This is a genomic window from Gardnerella sp. DNF01141, from assembly GCF_049244255.1.
Classification (GTDB): Bacteria; Actinomycetota; Actinomycetes; order Actinomycetales; family Bifidobacteriaceae; genus Bifidobacterium; species Bifidobacterium vaginale_E.
In genome coordinates, this window is the sequence record NZ_CP058391.1 from 810,764 (window position 1) to 835,433 (window position 24,670).

A 24,670-nucleotide genomic window follows, 5' to 3' on the forward strand; every position below is an offset into this window, starting at 1 on the left:
CCCTAAATTTCGATTTGCCGCATTTTATTTAGATTCAATTTGCGCAATTAAATTATTCACATCGCTAGAAATTAGTTCCGCTAAGGATTGTGCAGAACATGTTGCGTCTAATACACGATACCTATCTGCAGATTCCTGTGCTAAATCCAAAAAAGCTTCTCGAGTGCGACGTGCGAAATCTATTCCAGCTGACTCCATTCGATCTTGCTCACGATGCAAGCGCTCAAAAGCTGCTTCTGGCTGCATGTCTAACAAATAAGTGCGATTAGGCCACAGAGAGTCAGTTGCCCACTCGCTTAAAGTTCGCACATCATCCATAGTCAGCTCGCGGCCGCCTGCCTGGTAAGCAAGAGAAGAATCAATGTAACGATCTGTAATTACTACTGCTCCACGGCTAAGCGCTGGACGAATCACTTGAGCAACATGCTGAGCGCGATCTGCTGCGAACAATAAAGCTTCAGTCCTAGAGGACACATAAGATCCGTGCAACAATATTTCGCGCAGAGACTTTCCAAGATCAGTTCCACCCGGCTCGCGAGTAACTACAACTTCTCGACCCAAAGATTGCAAATGCTTTTTCAGTGCCTCAACTTGCGTCGTTTTACCAACGCCGTCAATTCCTTCAAAAGAAATAAATAATCCTTTATTTTCAGCATATTCTTCGCTGTTGCAACCACAGTTTCCTCCGCAAGCGCAACCGCCTGAAAAATCACCATTCTTAGATGCCATATTTTGTGACTCCATATTTTGTGACTCCATACGCAAGGTTTATTTAATCTTTAGATTTCATTCCTATGCTTTTTTAGCGGTAGATTTCTTTGAAGCGGTCTTCTTTGCAGAAGTTTTCTTTGCTGTAGATTTTTTCGCAGTAGACTTCTTTGCAGAAGATTTTGCAGTGCTTTTAGCAGCGCTCTTCTTGCGCTTTACAGGTCCAGCTGCGCGCTTTTGAGCCAATAGTGCAAATGCATCCTGCGGATCAATTGATTCAGGCGTATACTGCTTTGGCAAAGTGCGATTCGTTTCGCCATCAGTAATATAAGCCCCGTAGAAACCATCTTTAATTACAACAGGCTTTCCAGTTTCAGGATCCGCACCAAGCTCACGAAGAGGAGGCTTAGCAGCACCACGAGTACGCTTACCATACTTTGGTTGTGCAAATAAATCTTTTGCTTCTTGCAAAGTAACAGTAAAAATAGCGTCTTCACTAGCTAAAGAGCGCGTTTCTGGCTTAGATTCCACAGTTTCGCCAGCAGAAATATCTATAGCAGAATATGTTTTAGTTAAGTATGGACCGTAACGACCATTATTTGCTTCGATACAAGCTAGTTTCACCACACCTTCAGCATCAACTTCTTCATACTCGCCAACCAAACGCGGCAAGTGCAAAAGCTGCAAAGCATCTTGCAAAGTTAAGGTTGAAGGATCCATAGTCTTAAACAAAGACGCCATTTTTGGACGCGACTTAGAAGACTTTGCACCAGAATTAGAAGACCTAGTATCTTCATTATCCTGAGAGTCAACTAAAGCAACGTACGGTCCAAAACGACCATTGCGCACCTCAACAGTGCCACCAGTTTCAGGATCTTTGCCCAACACGCGCGGACCTTCAGCATTGTTATCCAACAATTCTCGCGCAACATCCACGCTAAGCTCATCCGGAGCTAAAGTTTCCGGAAGAGAGGCGTGTCGAGGATTACCCTCAGTGTCCAAATGCGTAGTATCTTCCAAATAAGGTCCGTAACGGCCAACGCGAACGTGCAATCCGTCACCAATATTTATAGTGTTGATTTCACGCGCGTCAATTTCACCAAGTTCCGCAACCTGCTGCTGCAAACCAATATGAGCTTCTTCAGCAGACTTCGCAGATACATCTCCAGAACCAAAATAGAATCTAGTTAGCCAGTCACGACCGGTTTCTTCACCGTGTGCAATCCTGTCCAAACCATTTTCCATATCCGCGGTAAACGCGTAATCAACATACTTTGGGAAGTTAGCTTCCAAAAGCTTGATTACAGCAAACGCAAGCCACGAAGGAATTAAAGCACGTCCACGCTCATACACGTATCCGCGATCAATGATCGTGGAAATAATAGTTGCATAAGTAGAAGGGCGGCCGATTTCCTTAGCTTCCAACGTTTTTACTAATGACGCTTCCGTGTAGCGTGCAGGCGGCTGAGTTTCGTGACCGTCTGCAGTAACGTTTTGAGCTGCAAGAACGTCACCTGCTTGCATTGGCGGCAAAGCTTTATCATTATCTGAATCGGATGCAGAAGACGCACCAAAAACCTTCATAAAACCAGCAAAAGTAATTACGGTTCCAGAAGCTTGGAACAAAGCCTCACCATATTCTCCAGCAGAAGCATTTAACTTAACTGTTGCTGTAAAACCAGTAGCGTCTTCCATCTGAGACGCAAGAGTTCGCTGCCAAATAAGCGTATACAATTTAAGCTGATCTGCAGGCAATTTATCCGCAAGCTCATCTGGGCTTAAGAAACGTGCTCCAGCAGGGCGAATACATTCGTGAGCTTCCTGCGCTCCCGCAGACGTAGTTGCGTACTGCTTAGGAGATTTAGAAACATATTCATCACCAAACGCTGCACGAGCGGCATTTCGCGCGGCCTCAATAGCCTCTTTAGAAAGCGTTACGGAATCCGTACGCATGTAAGTAATATAGCCGTTTTCGTATAAGGATTGCGCCGCTCGCATAGTTTGACGAGAGCTCATCGACAGGCGGTTTCCAGCAGTTTGTTGCAAAGTTGACGTAGTAAAAGGCGGCAAAGGACGACGATGATACGGCTTTGTTTCCATAGCGTTGACTATGAAATCTGCTTTTTGCAAAGATTGCGCAAGTTTGTTTGCAAATTCTGAATCTACATGCAAAGCAAGCTGTGACTCGCCTTTTGCAGCAATAAGCTCACCTTTTGAATTAAAATCTTTAGAACTAGCCAAACGACGACCAGAAAGCTCGCTCATTCGCGCTTCAAAATCAACGATTTTACCGTCAGAACCTTTAGAGCCCAAAACAGCACTAATATCCCAGTATGAAGCCTTCCTAAAAGCCATACGCTCGCGCTCGCGCTCAACAATAAGTCTTGTTGCAACAGACTGAACACGACCAGCAGAAAGACCTGGGCCAACTTTTCTCCACAAAACAGGAGAAAGCTCGTAACCATACAAACGATCTAGCACGCGACGCGTTTCTTGCGCATCAACCATATTGTCGTCAACATTTCGAGTATTACTAAGCGAGGCTTGAATAGCATCCTTAGTAATCTCGTGAAAAACCATACGCTTTACTGGCACTTTTGGTTTCAAAGCTTCAACCAAATGCCAGGCAATAGCCTCACCTTCGCGATCCTCATCAGTTGCCAAATACAGCTCGTCAGCTTTGGCGAGCGCAGACTTTAAATCGGCAACTGTTTTCTTTTTATCTGCTCCAACAACATAGTATGGAGCAAAACCATGATCAACATCAACGCCAAACTTGCCAAACGCAGCTTTGCGTGAGGCTGGAACTTGGCTTGGTTGAGCGAGGTCGCGAATATGCCCCACCGACGCCATAACCGTGTATCCGTTACCCAAATACCCGCCAATTTTGCGCGCTTTCGTGGGAGACTCCACAATGACTAGCTTATGTTCTGCTGTCATATTCGCTCCTTTCCTAACACAATCAAACATACACGCATTAACTGTATGCTTCGCACTAACTGTATCGCAAGTTACGCTGTACGTCTATTAAATTCCACCTCGGTGGATAAAAGCAGATAGAGTAGACATTTTTCATGCAGCAGACGGTGGCGTTGGAGGCGCACCAACTAATCCAAGCCTTCCAAGCGGAGAAGCTGTAGAATGACGCATTACCATAATCACGCCATAAACAAGCAAAGATACACCAATAGTCAGCCAATATGTTGCAGTATAAGACACATTAGCCGCCCACTGTGCAAAAATATCTACGCCTGGCAAAATTTGCCATATTAAATATAGTGCGTAAAGGCAAGCAAGAACACCCAAAGTAATCATAGAACTTCCTACAATTTGCACGCTAATTGAGGATCTTCTATACGCAGGCATGTCCATTCCGCTGCAACGCGTTAAAGCAAGCACAATAAGAGTTACTGCAGCAACTATTAGCAATGAAATAAGCACGTCGGAAGACCTATGCCAGTGACCAGCAACAAGTGAAAGTTGCACCAAAGTAGTTATTGCAGCGCTTGCAACAGCAACCCATGCGCGCCAAACTCTAGAAACAGTACAAATAAGCAAAGCACAAGACGCACAAATAAGTAGAGTATGACCAGAAGGTGCTGAATTTGCCGACAAATACTCAATATTAATAAGCATTGGTCGAGGAAGAATCTTTTTTAAAGGTTCAGCAGCTGCGGCCAAAATAATGATTCCTGCGCACTGACCAAGCAGCCACCAGCGTTTTCGAACACAAGCTAAAACTAAAGCAATTGCTGCAATAACAACACCAAGAATAATAACAACAAGTGAATTGCAAAGCGGTTTTAAGCAAGTAGATAACCATGCCGGCATTCCTCTAGAACCAAAACCATCAATTACCATTTCCTCATAGCTTTGGCCGAGTATTGTTTGCACGCTCACAAACCAAACACCAACTGCAGAAGCTAAAAATATGACTGCAAGCGCAACACACCATAATATTGTTGAAACACGCGGGCGCTTAAGAAGCGGATCAAACTCGTCAACATTGTCTTCTTGTAAGGAAGAATCTTTACTTGATTTTGATTTTGCGTCAGTTTCTACGCCAGCTTTTGCGTCAGTTTCTACCCCAGCTTCCGCAATCTTCTTTGAATCTAATAGCTCTACTTCAGATTCATCGCTACTAGGCACTGCAGAAAAAGCCTTAACTTCTGGCAAGTCTGGAAGCTCTTCAATATCTTTCAAACTATTGGCATTTAAGCCGTCATTTGTTCCTGTAAATTCTTCGCTCATACTTTAGACTTTACGACAGTCTCTATGACAGCGCTAGTTTTGCGCATAATAAAATTTTGGCAAAATAAAACCTCCACGCACCCACCAGAGGCCACTTACCCTTGCTGCATTTCTGCCCTGGGGGGATTGGGTGACATAGTGCCACGCGGAGGCTCTAACTATATTACACGATTTTCGCTACATGTCGAGTGGCAATAATGAGTAATAGAAACTAAAAGTAAACTAATAGCTACTATTAGCAATAAATTAGGCTCTCCAAACGCTTTTACCGCGCTCTTTCGCTTCTTCAACATCCGCATTAAGCTGCAGCTCATCCGCTTCAACTTCGCCAGCAATATAGCGCTCAACTAATTGGCGAGCTTCGTTATCTTCATGCTGAACTGCAGGAGACTTCATAAAGTAGGAGCTTGGAGCCAAAATCGGGCCAGAAAGTTTACGGTCCAAAGCGATTTTTGCAGCTCGAACAGCATCAATAACAATACCGGCAGAATTTGGAGAATCCCAAACCTCAAGCTTGTACTCCAAATTAAGCGGAACATCACCAAAAGTCGTACCTTCCAAACGCACAAAAGCAAACTTGCGATCATCCAGCCAAGCAACGTAGTCGGATGGACCAATATGAACATTGTGCTCATCCATTTCGTGAGGAACGATTGAAGTTACTGCGCGTGTCTTAGAAATCTTTTTAGACTCCAGCCTTGAACGCTGAAGCATGTTCATAAAGTCCATGTTTCCACCAACATTCAGCTGATAGGTGCGGTCTAAACGAACACCACGATCTTCAAAAAGTCTAGCCATAACACGGTGAGTAATAGTTGCACCCACCTGGCTTTTAATATCGTCACCAATAATAGGAACTCCGGCATCGCGGAACTTCTGCGCCCATTCAGGATCAGAGGCAATAAATACCGGTAAACAATTTACAAAAGCGCAACCAGCTTCCATTGCAAATGTTGCATAAGCTTTATCCGCCTCTTCAGAGCCGACTGGCAAATAAGAAACAAGCACATCAACATGCTTATCTCGCAAAACTTGAGCTACGTCAACAGGCTCAGCCTCGGACTCATCAATCATCTCACGATAATAATCACCTAAACCGTCATAAGTAGGGCCGCGCATAACTTCCACACCCAAATTTGGCACGTCAGCAAAGCGAATAGTATTGTTCTGCGAAGCTCCAATTGCTTCGCTTAAATCATGCCCAACTTTTAAAGAATCAACATCGAATGCTGCAACAAACTCAATATCGCGCACACGATACTGTCCAAAAACAGCGTGCATCAACCCTGGAATTTTCTCACCGTCATCAGCGTTTTTGTAATATTCAACGCCCTGAACCAGCGACGAAGCGCAATTACCTACTCCGGCAATGGCAACGCGGATGCTCATATAGACTCCTTGCCTGCAAAAAATCAGCGGCATTACGTTATGCCGCACTCATACACATTTCATAATACTATTTCCATAAGCATTATGTGCAATATGGGAGATTTTCAGTCGTTTCTACGCCGAAACATGTAATTTCTGTGAAAAATTCAATACCGAGCGCTACGGTGGAATGTATGGTTGTAAATAAAGCTGGAAGACGAGCGTCTAATTCGCGCAAAAACGAGACAAGAAGCGTATCGTCGCAATCACAAAAAAATACGAATACGCCAGCCTCTCTTCCACCTCGTGGACAAGGCTCATACGGCTCATATCATTCTTCAGGTTCCGGCAATAGCAACCGTGGCTCAAGACGAGAACGCTCACGCGCATACACGCGTCAGCAGCGCAGAAAGACTTGGCGCGGAAGGCATCCTATTATTTTTTGGGCGCTAATACTAATTTTTGTACCTATTTTAATTGGCGCAGCAATTTTCGCTTATATGTACGCAACTACCGACATACCTGCTCCTGACAAAGTTGCTATGGCAGATAAAACCAAGGTTTATTACGCAGATGGAAAAACAGAGTTGGGGTCTTTTGCTGAACAAAACCGTGAGATTATTAATTGTTCAGTTCTTCCTAAATACGTTGGACAGGCAATAGTTGCTTCAGAAAACCGCTCCTTCTACCAAGATGGCGGAATTGATTTTAAGGGAATTGGCCGCGCTCTTATTCATAACGTTACTAAACGTGGTCGCTGGGGCGGCTCTACCATTACACAGCAGTACGCTGAACGCTACTATCTTGGCGAAACTAAAACGTATCTCGGTAAACTTCACGAAGCTATTTTGGCTTTGAAAATCGCTCAAACACAAGATAAAGATACTGTTTTATGCAATTACATGAACACTATTTATCTTGGACGCGGCGCTTATGGTATTCAAGCGGCAGCAAAAGCTTATTTCGGCGTAGAAGCTAAAGATCTGACATTATCTCAGGCAGCTCTTTTGGCGGGCATAATTCCTGCTCCAAGTAGTTGGGATCCTGCAATCGGCCCTAAAGAAGCCAGCATTCGCTTTAAGCGAGTGCTGAAAATTATGAAAAAAGACGGTTATATTACGGCTTCTCAAGCAGCAAAAGCTAAGATTCCAAAAACAATTACACAAACTACGCAAAATATGTATGCAGGTCCGCAAGGATACTTACTGCACATGGTTCGCGACGAGTTGACTGGGAATGGTGCTTTTAGCCAGGAAGATCTCGATAGCGGCGGATACCGTATTATTACTACGATTGATAAGTCTAAACAAGATTTAATGTTTAATGTTGCAAGCCCTTCTCAAGGCGGACGTGGGATTGTGCCGCAAGGATTGCAAATTGGCGGAATTTCTGTAAACGCAAAAGACGGCTCGATTATTTCGGTTTATGCAGGCGACGACTATTTAACAAAACAGTTAAATAACGCAACTCAAGCACTTTATGAGCCTGGATCTACAATGAAGCCTTTTGCTTTAATTGGCGCAATTCAAGCAGGCACGAGTCTTGACACAATGTTCAACGGAAATTCGCCGCGCAAGTTTGACGGTATTGAAAAACCTGTTGGAAACTTTGCAAACGCAAGCTATGGCATGATTAACTTGTATAAAGCAACTGCAGATTCCGTCAATACGGTCTATATGGATTTGCAGAGTAAACTTGGCGCTAAAAAAGTTGCGCATACAGCTGTTACTGCAGGACTAAGTCCTAAGAGAGTTAATGGTAAAAACCCGTTTACTGTGCTCGGTAATGATTCTGTACATGTAAGCGAAATTGCGCGCGCTTACGCAACTTTTGCCAATCAAGGCAGACGCCCAGATTTGCATATTGTTGCTAGCGTAAAGAATCCTGATGGCAAAGAGTTTTATCGTGCGCCAACTGTTGGAAAGCAAGTTTTCTCGCCAACAGATGCTGCATTAGCAACAAAAGCAATGGTTGGAGTAGTTCAACACGGTACTGCAACCGAAGCCAGATCAATTGGAAGGCCTGTAGCTGGTAAATCTGGAACAGCAAACGACGAAACCGCTGGAAGCTTCGTAGGATTTACGCCAAATATTGTTACGGCTTTTGCAATTTGGAATCCAGACGCAAATGGCAGTCCACAAGTAATTAAACCGTTCCACGGATATCTTGGAGGAAGCGACTACCCTGTTCACTTGTTTACTAGGTACATGCGCCAAGCTGTAGCAGGAACTCCTGTTGCTAAATTCCCTGAAGTAAAAGATACTGGTAAGATTGGTGGGCCGGACGGCACGTGGGGCTTAGGCGATAGACATGCTTACACTCATGATGAAGATGAAGAAAATAAAAATAAGGACAAAGATAAAGACAAGGATAAAGATACAGACAATTTAGACCCTGACCATATTAATCGTGGAGACAATCCGTGGGATAGCTATACAAATAGTGGAAGCTACGGAAATAGCGGAAACTACAGTAATAGTTACGGCGACAACTACGGAAATTCGAAATCTGAGAACACTGGTGAAAGCCAGTCAGATGCTTCTACGCCACACAGCGGGCAGTAATTACAGAAAGTATAAGGAATCATAAATAGTGGAACAAAAGACTGAAAAATCAGAAAAAATTACGAATACACAATCAAATAAGAATATTTTGCGTGCGGTATTTTGGGATATGGATGGCACGCTTATTGATTCGGAACCGTATTGGCACGAGTCTGAATTTTATTTAGTAGAAAAATACGGCGGATATTGGGATGAAGATTTAGCTTGGAAATGTTCTGGCGGTTCTTTGGAAACAGTTGCAAATAAAATGATTCCTTCCGGAACTAAACTTACGGTAGAAGAAATCGGCAAAGGGATGGTCGATTACGTTGCAGCTCGTGAAGCTGAGTGCGTGCCGTGGATTCCAGGAGTTCTAGATCTTCTTAAAAGCCTCACAAATGCTGGTATTCCTTCTATTTTAGTCAGCAATTCTCCGCGCTGCTTAGTAGAAAATATTGTTAAGCATGCTCCAGAAGGCGCTTTTGCTGGATACGTTTGTGGCGACGATGGTTTTAAGCCTAAGCCAAGCGCTGAGCCATATTTGGCTGCTGGGAAAATGGTTGGTATTTGTGGAAGCGCGGAAGAAATCGCTGAGCAAATGGCTCACTGCGTAATCATAGAAGATTCTTTATCTGGTCTTACTGCTGCAGTTAATTCTGGAGCTACTGTAGTTGCGCAAACTGGTTTTTCGCGCGCAAATATTGAGGAAAGTAAGCATCACGCTGAACTTAATGGATATGAAGGCGTGAGCGCAAAAACTCTTGAAAATATTGTTATTAAACGCGCCAAGCTCGCCACAGAACAACAGATTTCTCGTCTTTAATTGCGTTATTATCGCTTGCGTTTGCATACTCTGATGACGAATAAGACGACGGCAAAGCTCGGCGCTCAGTGCGAATATCTCGTCTCCAGCGCCTAGCATTGCGAGAACGCTGCATTTCCACAATGTCACCATCTGCGTTTGCGGCAAAAATATTGCGTTCTGAAGACTCTGCAGCTTCTGTTAAATGACGAACTTGCCTTTTAAGCTGTCGATTTTCTTCTTGCAGATCCAGAATTTGCATAATTCCAGCTAAATTGATACCTTCATTTTGGCTTAAAGAGAGTGTACAATATTTTGTGTAAACACAAAAAAGAGTATAAAAAAAGAAGCCACTAGTTGTATAATTAATCTACCAAAACAAATTAACAAAGGAGTGACTTCTAAATGGATTTTAACACAGAATTGACAAAAAGACTATTACAAGGTGACAATATTAATCACTTATTAAAAGAAGCGATTGAAAATGGGATTAATCAATTACTTCAAGTTGAATTAACAGAGCATTTAAACTACCCTAAACATTCTGTAGAGGGATATAACACCGGAAATTCAAGAAATGGTGGCTATAATCGTAAAATTTATTCAGAATATGGTATTTTAAATATCCATATTCCACGAGATCGTAACGGAGAATTCGAGCAAAAAATTATTAAAGCTTATAAAAGAAATTCCGAAAAATTAGAAGAGGTTATTATTAAACTTTATTCTAAAGGCTTTACTAACCGTGAAATTGCAGAGTGTATCGAAGATATTTACGGTCATCACTATAGCCCTACTACCGTAACAAATATTACAAAACAAGTTGAAGACTCTGTTAAAGAATTTCATCAAAGAAAAGTTCAATCTCGTTATGCAGTGATTTATGCTGATGCAACGTATGTTCATTTAAGAAGAGCTACTGTTCAAAAGGAAGCTGTTCACTTTTTAGTAGGAATTACTCCAGAAGGCAGTAAAGAAATTCTTGATTATGCAATCTATCCTACTGAATCTGCTGAACACTATAAAGAAATGTTGGAATCATTGAAACAAAGAGGATTACAAGAAGTTTTACTATTTATTACAGATGGACTTAGTGGGGTTAAGACTGCTCTTTTAAGCGTGTTTCCTAACGCAAAATATCAAACTTGTTGGGTTCATTTAATCCGACAATTACAAAAGAAGGTAAGAGTTGAAGATAAAAGAGAATTAGTAGATTCACTTAAGAAAGTTTATCAATCAAACAATAAAGAAGATGCAGAGAAAAAATTAAACGAATTTCTAGAAAACATACACAAACGTTATCCTAAAGTCTGTGCAAGTATTGATTCAGTTTATGACGATTTATTAGTCTTTTTTGACTTCCCTAAACAAATTCGTCAAAGTATTTATACGACTAATTTAATTGAAAGTCTCAATAAGCAACTAAAAAAACGATTAAAAGCAAAGGAACAGTTTCCAGCAGAGGATAGTTTAAATCGTTATCTAGGAGTATTTTGTATTGAACAAAATGAATTATCTAAAGAAAGAATTCATAGAGGATTTGGATTAGCGTCTTATGACCTGCACGAAAAATTCGAAATCCAATAATATTTGCTTTTCGTAGAAAAGCAAATATTATTGGATTGATAGCTTGATTGACAACTAGTGGAGTTTACACAAAATTCTTGACACTGCCGGCTTAAATTCTGCGTTTGTACAATTCTGCTTATATCTCGCAAAGAGTATCTGCGAGCGCCACCTTCTGTGCGCTGAGGCATGATTAAACGCAAACGATCGTATTGACGAAGGGTTTGCGGATGAGTATTGGTAAGGCGCGCTACATGGCTGACGGTAAATATTGGCAAATCGATTGTAAAACCTACTTCGTCCGCGCCGTCAAGCGTTGCACTACCACGCACTAAAGCAACTGCGCACATTTCATACAGTGCTTTAGTTTCACGCGTTATAGGTGTCATAGCACGCCTTCCTTTACTTTTACTTTTCTTAATTTATTTTTACACTAATTTTGTCTCAAATTATTAATTTCTTCCGAGTAAGATTCGCCGGCAGTCTTATCAAATTCTTTTGCAGCATGCTTAAGTAGCATAGTTGCGCGCTTTGGTACGCGAATTTGCACAATACCAATAAAATCGCCGTTGGAACCTGGCACACCGGAGCCTTGAGCACGAATCTCGTCTCCACTAGAAGACCCAGCAGGCACTTTAAAAGTCACAGCATTGCCATCTACGTCATTAAGCGTAACTTTTGCGCCGTGCACAGCTTCGCTCAAAGTTACCGGAAGAGTTGCGACCAAATCGTTTGCGCGCAAAGTGAATTTATTAGATTCTTCTACATGAACTTGTAGGTACAAATCTCCTGCAGAACCGCCAAATCTTCCTGGCTTTCCTTTGCCTTTTAAACGAATTTTTTGACCGTTTTTTACTCCGGCTGGAATATGCGTTTTAAAAGTTTCGCCTGCCGCGCGAAGGGACACAGTGGCACCTTTAAAAGCCTGCTTAAAAGTGAGTTTGATATCTGTTGTTATATCGTCACCTTTTGTAGGCACATTTTGGTTTTGCGCACTTTCGTACTGCTCGCCAGCAAAACTATTCGCGCTTTGGAATCCAGACGCACCAGAATTTTGACGCCCACCGCCAAACATGGAGAAAATATCACCCATATTTGGGCCAGCGCCACTACTTGCGAAACGAATGCGCGAGCCGTTGCCGCCCATTGCGCCCATTCCTGCACCGCCGTTAAACATGGAGAAAATATCCGAGAAGCTTGACGCATCAAATCCGCCTGCTCCCCCAGCGCCACCGGCAAAACGAGCACCTCCTGCACCAAATTGACGAATAGCATCGTAGCGTTGGCGCGTTTGGCTATCTTTTAGAACATCATAAGCTTCAGAAACGTCCTTAAACTTTTCTTCAGCTTCTTTTGTTTTGTTCAAATCCGGATGATACTTACGCGCTAACTTACGATACGCTTTAGTAATCGTTGCTTCGTCAGCGTCTTTGGAGACACCTAAAACTTTATAAAAATCTTTAGCTAACCACTCATTTTCAGCCATTTGTGCCTCCTTTCTTTACAAGCACATTGGCTATTTCGCTTTTTGACCAAATATAGCCTGCTCGTGCCAACTCTTATGAGCTAGCACGAGCAAGTTACGCAATAAAGTTACGACTAAGAGTTTCGTTAGGAATTACTTGGTGAAGAAACGACCACACGAGCAGCGCGAATAACACGCTCTCCTATGCGATACCCTGCCTCAACCACAGCGTCCACAGTTTCTTTTGTAGCGTCTGGATCAGGACGATGTAAAACAGCATCGTGCTTTGTCGGGTCAAAGTCTTCGCCTTTTTCGCCGAACTTTTCTACGCCAAACTTCGCAAAAGCCTTATCAATCTTGGTTGCAACAGCCTTGAACGAATCATCCATTTCGCTGTGCTCGCGAATACGGTCAATATCATCCAAAGCTGGAAGCAATGCTGTTAGCACGTCGATAATTCCATGCTGTCTGAAACGATCCTGTTCTTTCGCAGAACGATTGCGGAAATTAATAAACTCTGCTCGCTCGCGTTGCAACGCTTCTAAGTATTCAGCAGCCTCTTTTTTGGCTTTACCTAAAGGCGTTAAACTGCTGTCGTCTGCATCTTTATTATCTTTCGATTCAGAAGATTCAGAAGATTCAGAAGAATTTGCGATATTTGCAGAATCCGCAGAATCTGCAGAATCCGCAGAAACATTAGCATCAGACTGAGCGTCATCCGTTTCTGCACGATTCACGTTTTCAGCATCTTGATCTGAAGACTGTGCAGAAGTCTTCGCAGAATCTTCTGCAGGTTTCACATCCAGCGAGTCAGAATCTTCCATTCCTTGCAAATATTCGTTGGTGTTAAAGTCGGACATTACTTGTTGTCCTTATCGTCCTTGTCGTCGTCCACCACTTCGGCGTCAACCACGTCATCATCCTTAGAGGCAGATTCAGCACCAGCATTTGCACCAGCATTTGCACCAGCCTGAGCACCAGCAGCAGGACCAGCTTGAGCACCAGCAGCGCCCTGCTGAGCGTAAAGCTGCTGACCAATCTTCTGAGCAGAAGTCATCAACTCGCTCTGAGCAGACTTAATCTTCTCAACGTCATCACCCTTCAAAGCTTCCTTCAAAGCGTTAACCTTTTCGGTAACTTCCTTGGAGATTTCGTCGGAAAGCTTGTCTTTATTATCGTTTACAAGCTTTTCAGTTTGGTAGGCAAAAGCTTCTGCCTGGTTGCGAACTTCAGCTTCTTCCTTACGCTTCTTATCTTCAGCTTCGTGAGCTTCAGCTTCCTTAACCATGCGATCGATTTCGTCCTTTGGAAGGCCAGAACCACCGGTAATAGTCATGGACTGCTCCTTGCCAGTGCCCTTATCCTTAGCGGAAACGTGCACAATGCCGTTAGCGTCAATATCGAAAGTAACTTCAATCTGAGGAACGCCACGAGGAGCTGGAGCAATACCAGTCAACTCAAAAGTGCCAAGAGGCTTGTTATCGCGAGCAAACTCACGTTCACCCTGGTAAACCTGAATCAACACGGATGGCTGATTATCTTCTGCAGTGGAGAATACTTCCGAGCGCTTCGTAGGAATAGCAGTGTTGCGATCGATAAGCTTTGTCATAATTCCACCCTTGGTTTCAATACCCAAGGAAAGTGGAGTTACATCAATAAGCAGAACGTCTTTGCGGTCTCCCTTAATAACGCCCGACTGCACGGCTGCACCAACAGCCACGACTTCATCTGGGTTCACGGACTGGTTAGCTTCCTTACCGCCGGTAAGTTCCTTCACCAAATCCTTCACAGCTGGCATACGAGTAGAGCCACCAACAAGAACCACGTGATCAATCTGGCTTACGGAAATTCCAGCGTCAGAAAGCACGTTGTTAAATGGCGTACGGCAGCGACCGAGCAAGTCGGAAGTCATTTCCTCAAAGTGAGCGCGAGTCAAAGTCTCATCCAAATGCACTGGAGTGCCGTCAGGAGTCATTGCCAAGTACTGCATAGAAATTGAAGTGGAAGTAGAAGAGCTAAGCTCCTTCTTCGCCTGCTCAGCAGCTTCCTTCAAACGCTGCAAAGCAATCTTATCCTTGCTCAAATCAACGCCATACTTGTTCTTAACTTCGCCAACAAGCCAGTCGATAATCTTCTGATCCCAATCGTCGCCACCCAAGTGGTTATCACCATTAGTAGCCTGAACCTGAATTGTGGAGAATCCGTCGTCATCCTTACCAATTTCAAGCAAGGACACATCGAAAGTACCACCACCCAAGTCGAATACCAAAATGCGCTCGTCTTCCTTGCCCTTTTCGAGGCCGTAAGCCAAAGCTGCAGCAGTTGGCTCGTTAATAATACGAAGCACGTTCAAGCCTGCAATCTTACCTGCGTCCTTAGTTGCCTGACGCTGAGCGTCGTTGAAGTATGCTGGGCAGGTAATAACGGCGTCGGTTACTGGCTCGCCCAAGTAAGCTTCAGCATCGCGCTTCAACTTCATCAAAACCTGTGCGGAAATCTCCTGTGGAGTCCACTTCTTACCGTCGATTTCAACAGTCCAATCAGTGCCCATGTGGCGCTTTACGGAGCTAATTGTACGATCAACGTTTGTTACAGCCTGACGCTTAGCGACTTCGCCAACCAGAATTTCGCCGGACTTGCTAAATGCCACAACAGATGGTGTGGTGCGAGCGCCTTCAGCGTTCACAATAACGGTTGGGCTGCCGCCTTCAAGAGTAGCGATGCAAGAATTAGTTGTACCCAAATCAATACCTACTGCACGTCCCATAATTTCTCCTTAACTAGGTATTGCACGTTTTGTGCAATTACGTTTTCCTTTAAGTTTTGTAGTTACGTGAGCTGAGCTTTATTTAGATTCCTTATTGGAAACTAGGTAAATCACCAGCTTTTTTACTTTCCAAAACTTGAGCCTACTACACTCAACTTGTAAAAGTCAACTTTTATTCCCAAAAATTACAAAAAACTTTATACAACCAGACTCAAGTTTTGAATAAAAGCATAGTTTAAGGATAAATTACGCAAGTTTCACGCGCTGAACTTAAAATGCCGCAAAGAGTTATCTAATGCGTTATAGCGCGCTAAAACGCCAATAAGAGGCGTACCGATACCTGTTATGAGTTTGATTACTTCAGTTGCCATCATTGCGCCAACAATAGCCGCAGTTGCTCCCAATACCGCCGATTTCGGCAGCTTTTCTTCCGGAGGTGGGCAAGGGTACAAGTCTCGCAAGCACGGCCCCTCACCAGGCATAAAAACGCTTACTTGACCTTCATAATAAAGCACCGAACCATAAACTTCCGGCGTTCCTGCGTTCCACGCGGCATCCGCGATCAAAAAGCGCGTAGCAAAATTATCACAACCATCAATTATTAAGTCATGATTTTCTACAAGTTGCTTCGCGTTATCTTCATTAAACCTAGGTATAAGGTTGATTTTTAGCCCGGGAGATAATGCTTGCAGACGTTTAGCCGCAAGTTGCGCTTTAGATTTGCCACACTGATCAACAGTGTACAAAGTCTGCCTTTGCAAGTTAGAAAGCTCAACAACGTCATCATCGCAAATCGTGATTTCTCCAACTCCTGCAGCGGCAAGCGAAAGCAGGCATGGAGAACCAAGTCCACCAGCACCAACCATGCAGATTTTTGCATTTCGAAGTAACTGTTGATGCGCGTGCGTAAAGCCAGGCAGGAGCAAGTGGCGGCAAGTGCGTTCCGCCTCAAGCTCCTGCAGGCTGTCGTAAATTTTATTAATCGTCATGCTTAAATAATTATGCCGAAATTCATACTACGAAATTTACAGCACGGAATCAGCCCAAGCGCGACCCTCAACAGGCGAGGAAGCAAGAGCATGATTTCGCATTGGAATACGTCCAGCATCGTGAGCAAGCTTGCCAGCAGTTACAGCAGCGGCCATTGCGCGACCCATTTTCACTGGATCTGGGCAGCGAGTTACAGCGCTTGCAAGAAGCACACCAGAGCAGCCGATTTCAAAAGCTTTAACAACATCGGAAGCGGTGCCAACGCCGGCATCCAAAATTACAGGAACGCCAGCTTCCTTGCATTCGCGCACAATCAGCTCAATATTTCGAGGATTCAAAATACCAAGACCAGTGCCAATTGGAGCGCCACCTGGCATAACAGCCTTCACACCAAGAGAAACTAAACGACGAGCCACAATTGGATCGTCATTCGTATAGCACAGAACGCTAAAGCCTTCTTCAACAAGCTTTTCTGCAGCAAGCAAAACTTCTCGAGTATCCGGAAGCAAAGTATCGTCATCTGCAATAACTTCGAGCTTAACCCAATCGGTTCCTAGAGATTCGCGAGCCATTTTTGCAGTAAGCACAGCGTCATGTGCAGTTTTACATCCTGCAGTATTCGGCAAAACGTTAATATTATGGCGTTGCAACATTCCATAAATATCTACGCCTGTTTTTGCGTGACGGCGCAAAGCAACCGTAGCCACTTCCGCCCCCGAAGCAACAAGCGACTTCTCCATAATGTCAATGCTCGTCATACCGCCAGTGCCAAGCAAAAGCCTTGAATGTAAGGTCTTACCACAAAGTTGCCAAGTGTCGGCACTTTCTTCTGCATTATTTTCAGAATTATTTTCTGTCATTTTAAGCCTTTTATTGAAAATTTAATATTTTGTAAGCGTCAGCCGCCTTGAACTGCGCTGAGAATCTCAATTTGATCCCCATTGCAAATCACAGTAGACGCCCACTGATTACGCTTAAGCACATCGTCGCCAATTGCAACAGCTATGCCAGAGCCAGCATCAGAACCGTAACGTTGAGCAATAAGCTCAGCAACAGTTAACCCATCTTGAACTTCAATAGTTTCACCATTGACGACGATTTGCATAATTCAACCTTTATTAACGTCTATTAAAACTTGCGTAATTAGAACGAGTGTCACTAGAAACTTAAGTTACTAGAAACGAGCAGGATCGCAGCTTTCCAAGAATCCCTTTTCCTTCTCAGTCAACTCTTGCTCAAGCACAAGCTTTGTAGTCAAAGAAGAACCCAAAGCGGTGAGCAAAATTCCATGACGGAAGTAGCCGGTGGAAATCGTTGTGTGAGTCTTAGGATCAATACCAATGAATGGCAAATCGTCTGGAGTGCCAGGGCGACCGCCAGCAGTAACCTCAGTAATCGAGCATTCCTGAATGCCAGGAAGCACACTTGCAGCATCGCGAAGCAAGTCGAGAACGCCACCAACCTTTGGAATATCGCGGTCGTCTTCGCGAGATGTAGCGCCGAGCACAAGCTCACCAGTTTCCTTAGCGCGAGGCACCAAATACACTGGGCGATCGTGCACAAATCCACGAACCACGGAGCTCAAAATTGGACGCAAAGGCTCTGGAATAGTCATACGAATCATATCGCCCCACACAGCGCGAAGCTTAAGCTGCGGAAGCATGTCCTTAGCTCCCAAGCCAGATGCCAAAACTGTGTCTGGACCCAAATCGTCTGGAGTGCTTGCGCGACGCTCAATAACAACACCGCGCTTTTCGAGTGCATCAATCATTGCTGCAGTGAAAAGACGAGGGTTGATTTGATGATCGTCCGGCACGCTTACAGCGCCAGCAATAGTTGGCGAAAGAGCAGGTTCAATTTCACGAAGCTTACTCACAGAAATATGCTCAGCTCTACGTCCGTAACGGTGCTGCAAGTTTAGCAACTCGTTTACGTGCTCGTTATCTGCAGCGTCGCCGCCGATTACGTAAGAGCCGCACTCTAAATAACCGGTTGGCTTATCAGTATACTTTGCAACCGAATCAACCAATTCCTTATACATGGTTGCGGACTCAAACATAAGTGGATACAACGCTTCTTGCTGATATTGCATTTCTGCGGTAGGAGCTAACATGCCGGCAGCATGGTGAGAAGCGCCAGAGACTGGATCCGGATCAATTATGCTAACTTTTACGCCGGCTTCCGTAAGTCTCCACGCTGTTGCTAAACCAATAATACCTGCACCAATAATACGAATATTTCGCATATATACTCCTTCCCTACGGCGGCATTACCCGCATCAGGTTTACGGTCGGCTTTCGCCCTCTCAGCCTGTATAGAACAAGCTCCCGCGTTTCGTAGCTTTGACCTTCAAAACTGCGATTGTAAAGCACTGCAATATTGCCAACTTTAGCGATATTACAAACGCTACAGATAGACGTGACGAAATTATGTGATTTTCGTCACACTACCGTGTAGCATTTTAGCACTTTTACAAAAAATCTGTTAATTTAGCCGGCATGTCAAGCGGTAAAACTAAGCAATTTTCGTTACCAGTGCAGATTGCGCACTGCGCGCGTAACGGATAAACACACTTTTTTGTTACTCACGCAGTTGGCGTTCTGCATTAGTAACGTATAATGTCGTTTTTTCGTTACTCACGCAGTTTGCGTACTGCGTGAGTAACGCTAGAGCCTACTCGTTAGAATGCTTGCGACGGCGAGAAGCCACGCCTGCAGCACCAAGACCTGCGAAGATTGCGGCAAATCCTGCAAACAAGCCAGTTGCAGCACCAGTCTTAGCAAGACTATGACCAGATGCTCCACTCAAACTATTAAGCAGCGCAGCCCTAGCAGCCTTAAGCTTACTCAAAGCCACATCAACTTGAGCCTGAGTTGCGTTAGGATCTGCAAGCACTCTGTTAGCCTCAGCCAAAGCCTGCACAGCATTAGCATTAGTTTCCACAGCATTGTTAACTTCGATTTGCAAAGCGGACTTATCTACCAAAGCACTCTGAGAATCACTAGTCTCAAAACCAGCAGCAGAACCGGAACCAACACCAGAGCCACTTCCGTTCCCGCCGCGACCGAATGGATTATTAATCTTATTCTTAGCTGCAGCGAGCCTCTTCAAAGCCTCATCAACCTGAGCTTGAGTTGCGTTAGGATCTGCAAGTACTCGCTTAGCTTCAGCCAAAGCTTTCTCATACTCGGAAATATCATCCCTACTACCAATTATAAAGTAAGGCGACTTACGGAAATCATCATCACCGGCAGCCTCATCCTGAAGCTTAGACTTATCGGTCTTGTTAGAATCAGTAATCTTCTTCTTAGCATCCTGAAGTCTCTTCAAAGCAGCGTCAACAGTCGACTGGCTAGCAGAGGAGTCATTTAGCACAGAATTGGCTTCATTTAAAGCATTCGTGTAATTTTCGAGATCTTTCTTCGCATCCTCGTCTGCAGGAGTTGCGTTAGCCTTAGCTTCAGCATTCTTATACTCCGCAGATTCATTGAACTTTGGAATTATTATATTTCCGTCAGAATCCTTACCTTCTACTTCGTTTCGAAGCTTAGATTTATCTGTACTAAACTGTCCGATAGCTTTCTTAGCATCCTGCAAAGCCTTCAAAGCATCATCAACCTGCTTTTGCGTGGCGCTTGCATCATTTAGAACCGTATTTGCATCTGCCAGAGCCTTTGTATACGCAGCAGCAGCACTAGAGCCAGCAGCATTATTAAACTCTGGAGTATCTTCGAACTTCGGAGTAATTACTTTGCCGTCTTTATCTTTACCTTCAACCTCATTTTGCAATGAAGATTTATCAGTGTTGAACTGCGCATCGTTTTCAATGTCGGTTTTTGCTTTCTTCAATGCTTTAAGAGCCTCGTCAACTTCTTGCTGAGTTGGATGTTTGCTAAGCGTTTGATTTTCAGCATTCTTTACAAGCTCACGCGCGCTCTTTAATGCCGCGTTATAAGCATCAAGCTTATCTTTTGCATCCTTGTAAGCAATAGAATCTGGACTGTCTTTAAGCTTTTCAAGAAGATACTTAGCATTCTTAACTGAAACTTTATTCTCAAACGAATCAGCAGCAGGCTCACCAGTTGCGCCTTCTTCCTGAGATTTCTCAGTTTCAGCCTTAAGATCTGCAGAATTGGTCTTATACGCATCAAGCCCTGTTCGAGCCGCTTCAAGTTCAGCAAGAGCAGCATTTACCTGCGCTTGTGTTGGCTTTTCACCCGCAGGAGTGGCGCTATCCTTACTCTTTGCAAGCAATTCATTGGCTTTAGCGAGCGCAGAATCGTACGCTTTCTTTGCTTGTGCAGCTGCGTTATTTCTATTAGCATCAGGAATAAGATTTCCAGATGCGTCTGCCTTCATAAATTGCGGGTTAGAAGCATTTCTATACGCGTCAGAAGTTACAGTTCCCTCAACGGCTTCAGCAGTACCAGTCTTAGGAGAACCGTTCTTGCCAACACTTTCCTGTAACTTAGCAAAATCAGTGTTGTATGCGTCCAAAGCTTTACGCGCTTCATCAAGCTTCTTGAGCGCAGCATCTACCTCAACTTGAGTTGCGTCTTGCTTTGCAAGTACATCCTTAGCAGAGTTAAGAGCCTGATCGTACGCTGTTTTAGCAGCAGAAGCTTGCGTGTTCTTTGCTCCATCTGCATCGCCGCTATTGTTCTTAAATACAGGGCTATCCGTGTTCTTATATTGAGGTAGCTGCTTTGTGTCAGCATCAGCATCCACCGACTTACGTAAATCATCCTTCTTGGTAGCGTAAGCAGAAAGTGCAGCGCGAGCTGCGTCTAAGCGCTTAAGAGCTGAGTCAACATCTGTCTGCAAAGCCTTGTTTTCAGGATGCTTTTGCACACCATTGAGGAATGTTGCAGAGCTTGGAACGCCTTCACCATCTAGCTTGGTTATCTCTGTACCTTGTGCATTTGTGTCTTTATCAACCTTGTTTTCCAAGACTTTCTTTGCAGCAGCAAGCGCGGAAGCATACTCATCAACAATCTTCTTAGCTGCATCTGCTTTAGTTTTTTCTTCCGCTGTAAGCGATGTATCGCTTGCCTTATCCGCCAGCGCTTGCGCATTCTTATATGCAGTTGTGTTTTTCGTTACATCATCTTGATCTGCAGAAGTTTGCAAAGCAGACGGTTTAGTTGCATAGGTTACAATAGCACCGCGGGCTTTATCGAGTTTAGCTTTTGCCGCATCTATTTCCTGCTGCGAATACGTAGAAGTTCCAGCTTTAGCGTCATCAATCTTTTGCTTAATAGTTTTAGCTTCTGTATACGCCTCGTTATACGCAACAAAGTCCCTACCAGCCTGCGTCTTTTTAGCAGCATCAGCTCCGTTTTGGCTTTCCTCATACGCATTAAAGTATGCAGGAAGCTTATTTCCACTGAAATTATTTGCAAGGACCTGAATTAAGTCATAGCTATTCGTTTTAAGCTTATGCAAATTCTCTTCGGCTGTTTTAAGATTGTTTAGCGCCTCGTCTACCTGCGCTTGCGTTGCCTTAGGATTATTAATAACTTCCTTTGCTTTTGCCAAAGCGTCATCGTATTTAGATGCGTACTGCTTAGCTTCTTCCTTATTTAAGCCTGCAGGAAGATTGCCATCAAAGTATCTGTCATACGTGCCGTTCTCATAGAAGACGCTCTTTTTGTCGCCGTCGTGATCGTGACTTTGTAGAACTATCGCGTCAAGAGCCGCCTTATTCGTAGCCTTAGCATCAATTGCTTTCTTGGCATTCTTAAGATTTTCTATTGCAAGATCAACATCGGCTTGCGAAGCGTTCGGGTCAGCAAAAAGCTCTTGTGCTTTCTTTACAGCTTCGTCGTATTTATTGCGCTCGTCTTCTGTAGCGTTCTGATACGCAGGATCAGCTGTTGAGATATCGCCAGACGTACCAGTTTTAACCTTGGCATCCGATGAAATAATCTCACTCAACTTGTCTTTGTTGGTTTCAAACTCGTCCAATGCTCTGCGCGCTTTATCAAGCTTCTCTTTGGCAGCGTTTACTTCTTTTTGCGTTGCATACTGATTTGCGTTTACCTTATTAGCTTCTGTAAGAGCTTCATCGTACGCAGTTTTTGCCTGAGCAGCTTTATTGTTCTTATCGGTATCAAGTGTGCCATCAGACTTCTTAAATTGAGGATTGGCTACGTTCTTGTACCTGTCAGTTGCATGCGTTCCAGTAGCCGCCGCACCCTGTGTGGTCGCAGCAGTTCCCTGATCCGTAATATCTTTATTAAGGTCCGTTTTATTTGTATCTTCACCATTAAGCGCTTGATAAGCTTTATTGAGCTTAATAGCCGCGTTATCAATATCGGCTTTCTGCTGCTCTGTAAGATTCTCTTTAGCAGTGTCTTTAACGCTTGCGTACAAGTTATTGGCAGCGCTAAGCGCAGTATCGTAATTATTCCTCAAAGTATCAGACGCATTGTAATACTTTGACTTAGTTGGCACTGTTTTGTACCCAACCTGCGCAGTTGTATATTCATCAATCGATGCCTTCAGCTTAGTTTTGTCGTGCGAAGGCTGTGGCACAAATAGTAAGTTAATAGAGTGCACAGAAACTGCATATTTAAAATACGAATAATCGTAAGGAGCCAAATATAAATGGGCTGGGTATACTTTGCCACTCTTAGCAGCAAGATTCACCTTTGCATCTTTGCCAAAAGAATAATCCTTTGCATCTGAATTATGTTCATCTAAATTGCGATCCGAATTATCAATTGCGGGATTACCATTCCAATACGGGCCGCTCATATTGCCCATCGTAAGCGAAACTGTTGGGTTGTTTTGATCATCAAGCAAATAATGCATATTAGATCTTTGCGGTTTGCCATTTCTGCCTTCGCTAGCAAGCGTCTCTCCGCCAATTATCGTGCGCAAACCAGAGTTAATGTCTTTTGGCGTTGCTTTCAAATATTTAACAACATCTTCCGTGTTGAATTTTTGCGCTTTTGTGGAATCATAGTGGTAAATAAGCGTATTCTTGTCGCTACTCCAGCTAAAACCTTCATCTGTGTCGCGGCCATCCATTTTCTGCTTAGTCCACTCAAGGTTATAGTCCTTACGAATATCAACCACGCGCGTAAGCTTGTTTTTCTTAATATTCGACGTAAACTGCACATACGCTTTGTCGGTCTTGATTGTAACAGTTATGGTATTTTCTGCCATACCACTTGAAATTGCCCTATGAGGACCATCATTAATCCAGTGAGCAGTATTACCTGAATACCAATCAAATTTGATTTGATCTTTGCTAGTAAGCCCAAGCTGAGCATTGTTTTTATTATCGTCAAATAACTTCTGCTTAATGCGCTCAAACTCGGCATCAGAAAAACCGATTGGATTATACACAGGAACAGCATCATCACCAGAAGGAATAGTAATCTTAGATTCATCAATCTCTTTTATAATTGCATCATCCAAGTTAATTGTGTCTGTATAATCCTGACCTGGAATTATTTGCCCAAAATTAATAACAATCTGATTATTGTTATTAAAAGTCACTTTATCTAGAGCAACATTATTTGCTTTAGATACACGCTTCCTAATCTCAAGTTTTTCAGAATCAGTTAAATGCTCAGGATCTTTGATTACTGGCTTATCAAAATTAAGATCAGTATTTGGGAATAATGGTGGCATTTCATCATTGTCATCGCCGTCACCATCAACATTAGAAGCCAATACCATGAATGGCGAAGCTGCAGATTTTAGCTTAGACTGCGCTGCCTCGACTTTACCTGCTTCAGACTGTTTCTCTTCAGTTTGTTTTGATTGAGTCTTCTCTACTTCAGGATTCTCTACTTTAGTCTGCTCAACATCCTTCTTAGAAGGCAGACCCCCCCCCATTTGGTTTTTAGGAGTTTCAGTTACATTCTTCTTCTGAATCTGCTTATCGCTAGACTGCTTATCATTAGCCTGTTGCTCGTGCTTATGTGGCTCGCCTTTTTGAGCATCACTCTGAACAACCTGTGAATCTTTCTCCTCTGCAGCCATTGCAGTATTCGCAGGAGTCACACTAAACGCTAATGCAGCACCGGCAAGCACACCTGCAGCACCTATAGTAAACGCTGCAACTTTACGCGTATCCACAGCTCTCGCAATAGCATTGCTAGCAGAAGCGTCCAAGCTCACCTTATGCCCGCGCTTTACAGACTTTACACCCATAATTCCTCCTCTTCAAAATGCACCCATGCTCTCTAGGATTT

General features: G+C 43.7%; 16 protein-coding genes, 1 other RNA gene and 1 pseudogene. 3 read left to right on the top strand and 15 right to left on the bottom strand.

The window, feature by feature from the left end; translation table 11 throughout:
• Window positions 1-24: 24 nt before the first annotated feature.
• The 5 genes from tmk to HXT35_RS02965 form a co-directional block, all read right to left on the bottom strand.
• Entirely contained in the window at window positions 25-729 is a 705-nt protein-coding gene (gene tmk, locus HXT35_RS02945; protein ID WP_004129273.1) for a dTMP kinase, read from the bottom strand.
• 63 nt (window positions 730-792) lie between these two features.
• The gene (topA, locus tag HXT35_RS02950) at window positions 793-3,648 is read right to left on the bottom strand and encodes a type I DNA topoisomerase (RefSeq protein ID WP_004129275.1); all 2,856 of its coding nucleotides are present in this window, start codon (window positions 3,646-3,648) and stop codon (window positions 793-795) included.
• Between the two features lie 132 nt (window positions 3,649-3,780).
• The gene (locus tag HXT35_RS02955; RefSeq protein ID WP_004129276.1) at window positions 3,781-4,959 is read right to left on the bottom strand and encodes a hypothetical protein; all 1,179 of its coding nucleotides are present in this window, start codon (window positions 4,957-4,959) and stop codon (window positions 3,781-3,783) included.
• A 61-nt stretch (window positions 4,960-5,020) separates the two neighbouring features.
• Window positions 5,021-5,117, bottom strand: an RNA gene (ffs, locus tag HXT35_RS02960) — signal recognition particle sRNA small type.
• 88 nt (window positions 5,118-5,205) lie between these two features.
• Window positions 5,206-6,348: an inositol-3-phosphate synthase gene (locus tag HXT35_RS02965; protein ID WP_004129278.1), complete on the bottom strand. Its 1,143-nt coding sequence runs from the start codon at window positions 6,346-6,348 to the stop codon at window positions 5,206-5,208.
• A 173-nt stretch (window positions 6,349-6,521) separates the two neighbouring features.
• Between HXT35_RS02965 and HXT35_RS02970 the strand changes: the two genes are divergently transcribed.
• Both HXT35_RS02970 and HXT35_RS02975 read left to right on the top strand, forming a co-directional pair.
• A complete protein-coding gene (locus tag HXT35_RS02970) occupies window positions 6,522-8,891 on the top strand; it encodes a transglycosylase domain-containing protein (protein ID WP_004129281.1) in 2,370 nt (789 codons plus the stop codon).
• Window positions 8,892-8,919: 28 nt separating this feature from the next.
• Window positions 8,920-9,693 (top strand): HAD family hydrolase, encoded by a 774-nt coding sequence (locus HXT35_RS02975; RefSeq protein WP_004129283.1) that lies wholly within the window; start codon window positions 8,920-8,922, stop codon window positions 9,691-9,693.
• Here the strand turns inward: HXT35_RS02975 and HXT35_RS02980 are convergent.
• Window positions 9,647-9,934, bottom strand: a complete 288-nt coding sequence (locus tag HXT35_RS02980; RefSeq protein WP_421787781.1) for a hypothetical protein — start codon at window positions 9,932-9,934, stop codon at window positions 9,647-9,649. The genes HXT35_RS02975 and HXT35_RS02980 overlap by 47 nt on opposite strands.
• A gap of 143 nt (window positions 9,935-10,077) precedes the next feature.
• Here HXT35_RS02980 and HXT35_RS02985 point away from each other — a divergent pair, with 143 nt between their 5' ends.
• Window positions 10,078-11,259: an IS256 family transposase gene (locus tag HXT35_RS02985; protein ID WP_004126753.1), complete on the top strand. Its 1,182-nt coding sequence runs from the start codon at window positions 10,078-10,080 to the stop codon at window positions 11,257-11,259.
• Window positions 11,260-11,342: 83 nt separating this feature from the next.
• On the opposite strand, the pseudogene HXT35_RS02990 reads toward HXT35_RS02985, so the two are convergent.
• The 9 genes and pseudogenes from HXT35_RS02990 to HXT35_RS03030 all read right to left on the bottom strand — a co-directional run.
• Window positions 11,343-11,627 (bottom strand): annotated as a pseudogene (locus HXT35_RS02990) (MerR family DNA-binding transcriptional regulator); the annotation flags it as partial.
• A gap of 44 nt (window positions 11,628-11,671) precedes the next feature.
• Entirely contained in the window at window positions 11,672-12,724 is a 1,053-nt protein-coding gene (locus HXT35_RS02995) for a DnaJ C-terminal domain-containing protein (RefSeq protein WP_004129286.1), read from the bottom strand.
• Between the two features lie 125 nt (window positions 12,725-12,849).
• Window positions 12,850-13,563, bottom strand: a complete 714-nt coding sequence (grpE, locus tag HXT35_RS03000; protein ID WP_004129288.1) for a nucleotide exchange factor GrpE — start codon at window positions 13,561-13,563, stop codon at window positions 12,850-12,852.
• Window positions 13,563-15,470, bottom strand: coding sequence for a molecular chaperone DnaK (gene dnaK, locus HXT35_RS03005; RefSeq protein ID WP_004129290.1), 1,908 nt, complete (start codon window positions 15,468-15,470; stop codon window positions 13,563-13,565). Before dnaK ends, grpE begins: the two co-directional genes overlap by 1 nt.
• Before the next feature lie 257 nt (window positions 15,471-15,727).
• Window positions 15,728-16,459: a HesA/MoeB/ThiF family protein gene (locus HXT35_RS03010; RefSeq protein WP_004129292.1), complete on the bottom strand. Its 732-nt coding sequence runs from the start codon at window positions 16,457-16,459 to the stop codon at window positions 15,728-15,730.
• A 36-nt stretch (window positions 16,460-16,495) separates the two neighbouring features.
• Window positions 16,496-17,320, bottom strand: coding sequence for a thiazole synthase (locus HXT35_RS03015; protein WP_004129294.1), 825 nt, complete (start codon window positions 17,318-17,320; stop codon window positions 16,496-16,498).
• Window positions 17,321-17,358: 38 nt separating this feature from the next.
• Window positions 17,359-17,565, bottom strand: a complete 207-nt coding sequence (gene thiS, locus HXT35_RS03020; protein WP_004129296.1) for a sulfur carrier protein ThiS — start codon at window positions 17,563-17,565, stop codon at window positions 17,359-17,361.
• Between the two features lie 69 nt (window positions 17,566-17,634).
• Window positions 17,635-18,705, bottom strand: coding sequence for a glycine oxidase ThiO (gene thiO / locus HXT35_RS03025; protein WP_004129299.1), 1,071 nt, complete (start codon window positions 18,703-18,705; stop codon window positions 17,635-17,637).
• Between the two features lie 428 nt (window positions 18,706-19,133).
• Window positions 19,134-24,629, bottom strand: a complete 5,496-nt coding sequence (locus HXT35_RS03030) for a hypothetical protein (RefSeq protein WP_421787784.1) — start codon at window positions 24,627-24,629, stop codon at window positions 19,134-19,136.
• Window positions 24,630-24,670: the final 41 nt, after the last annotated feature.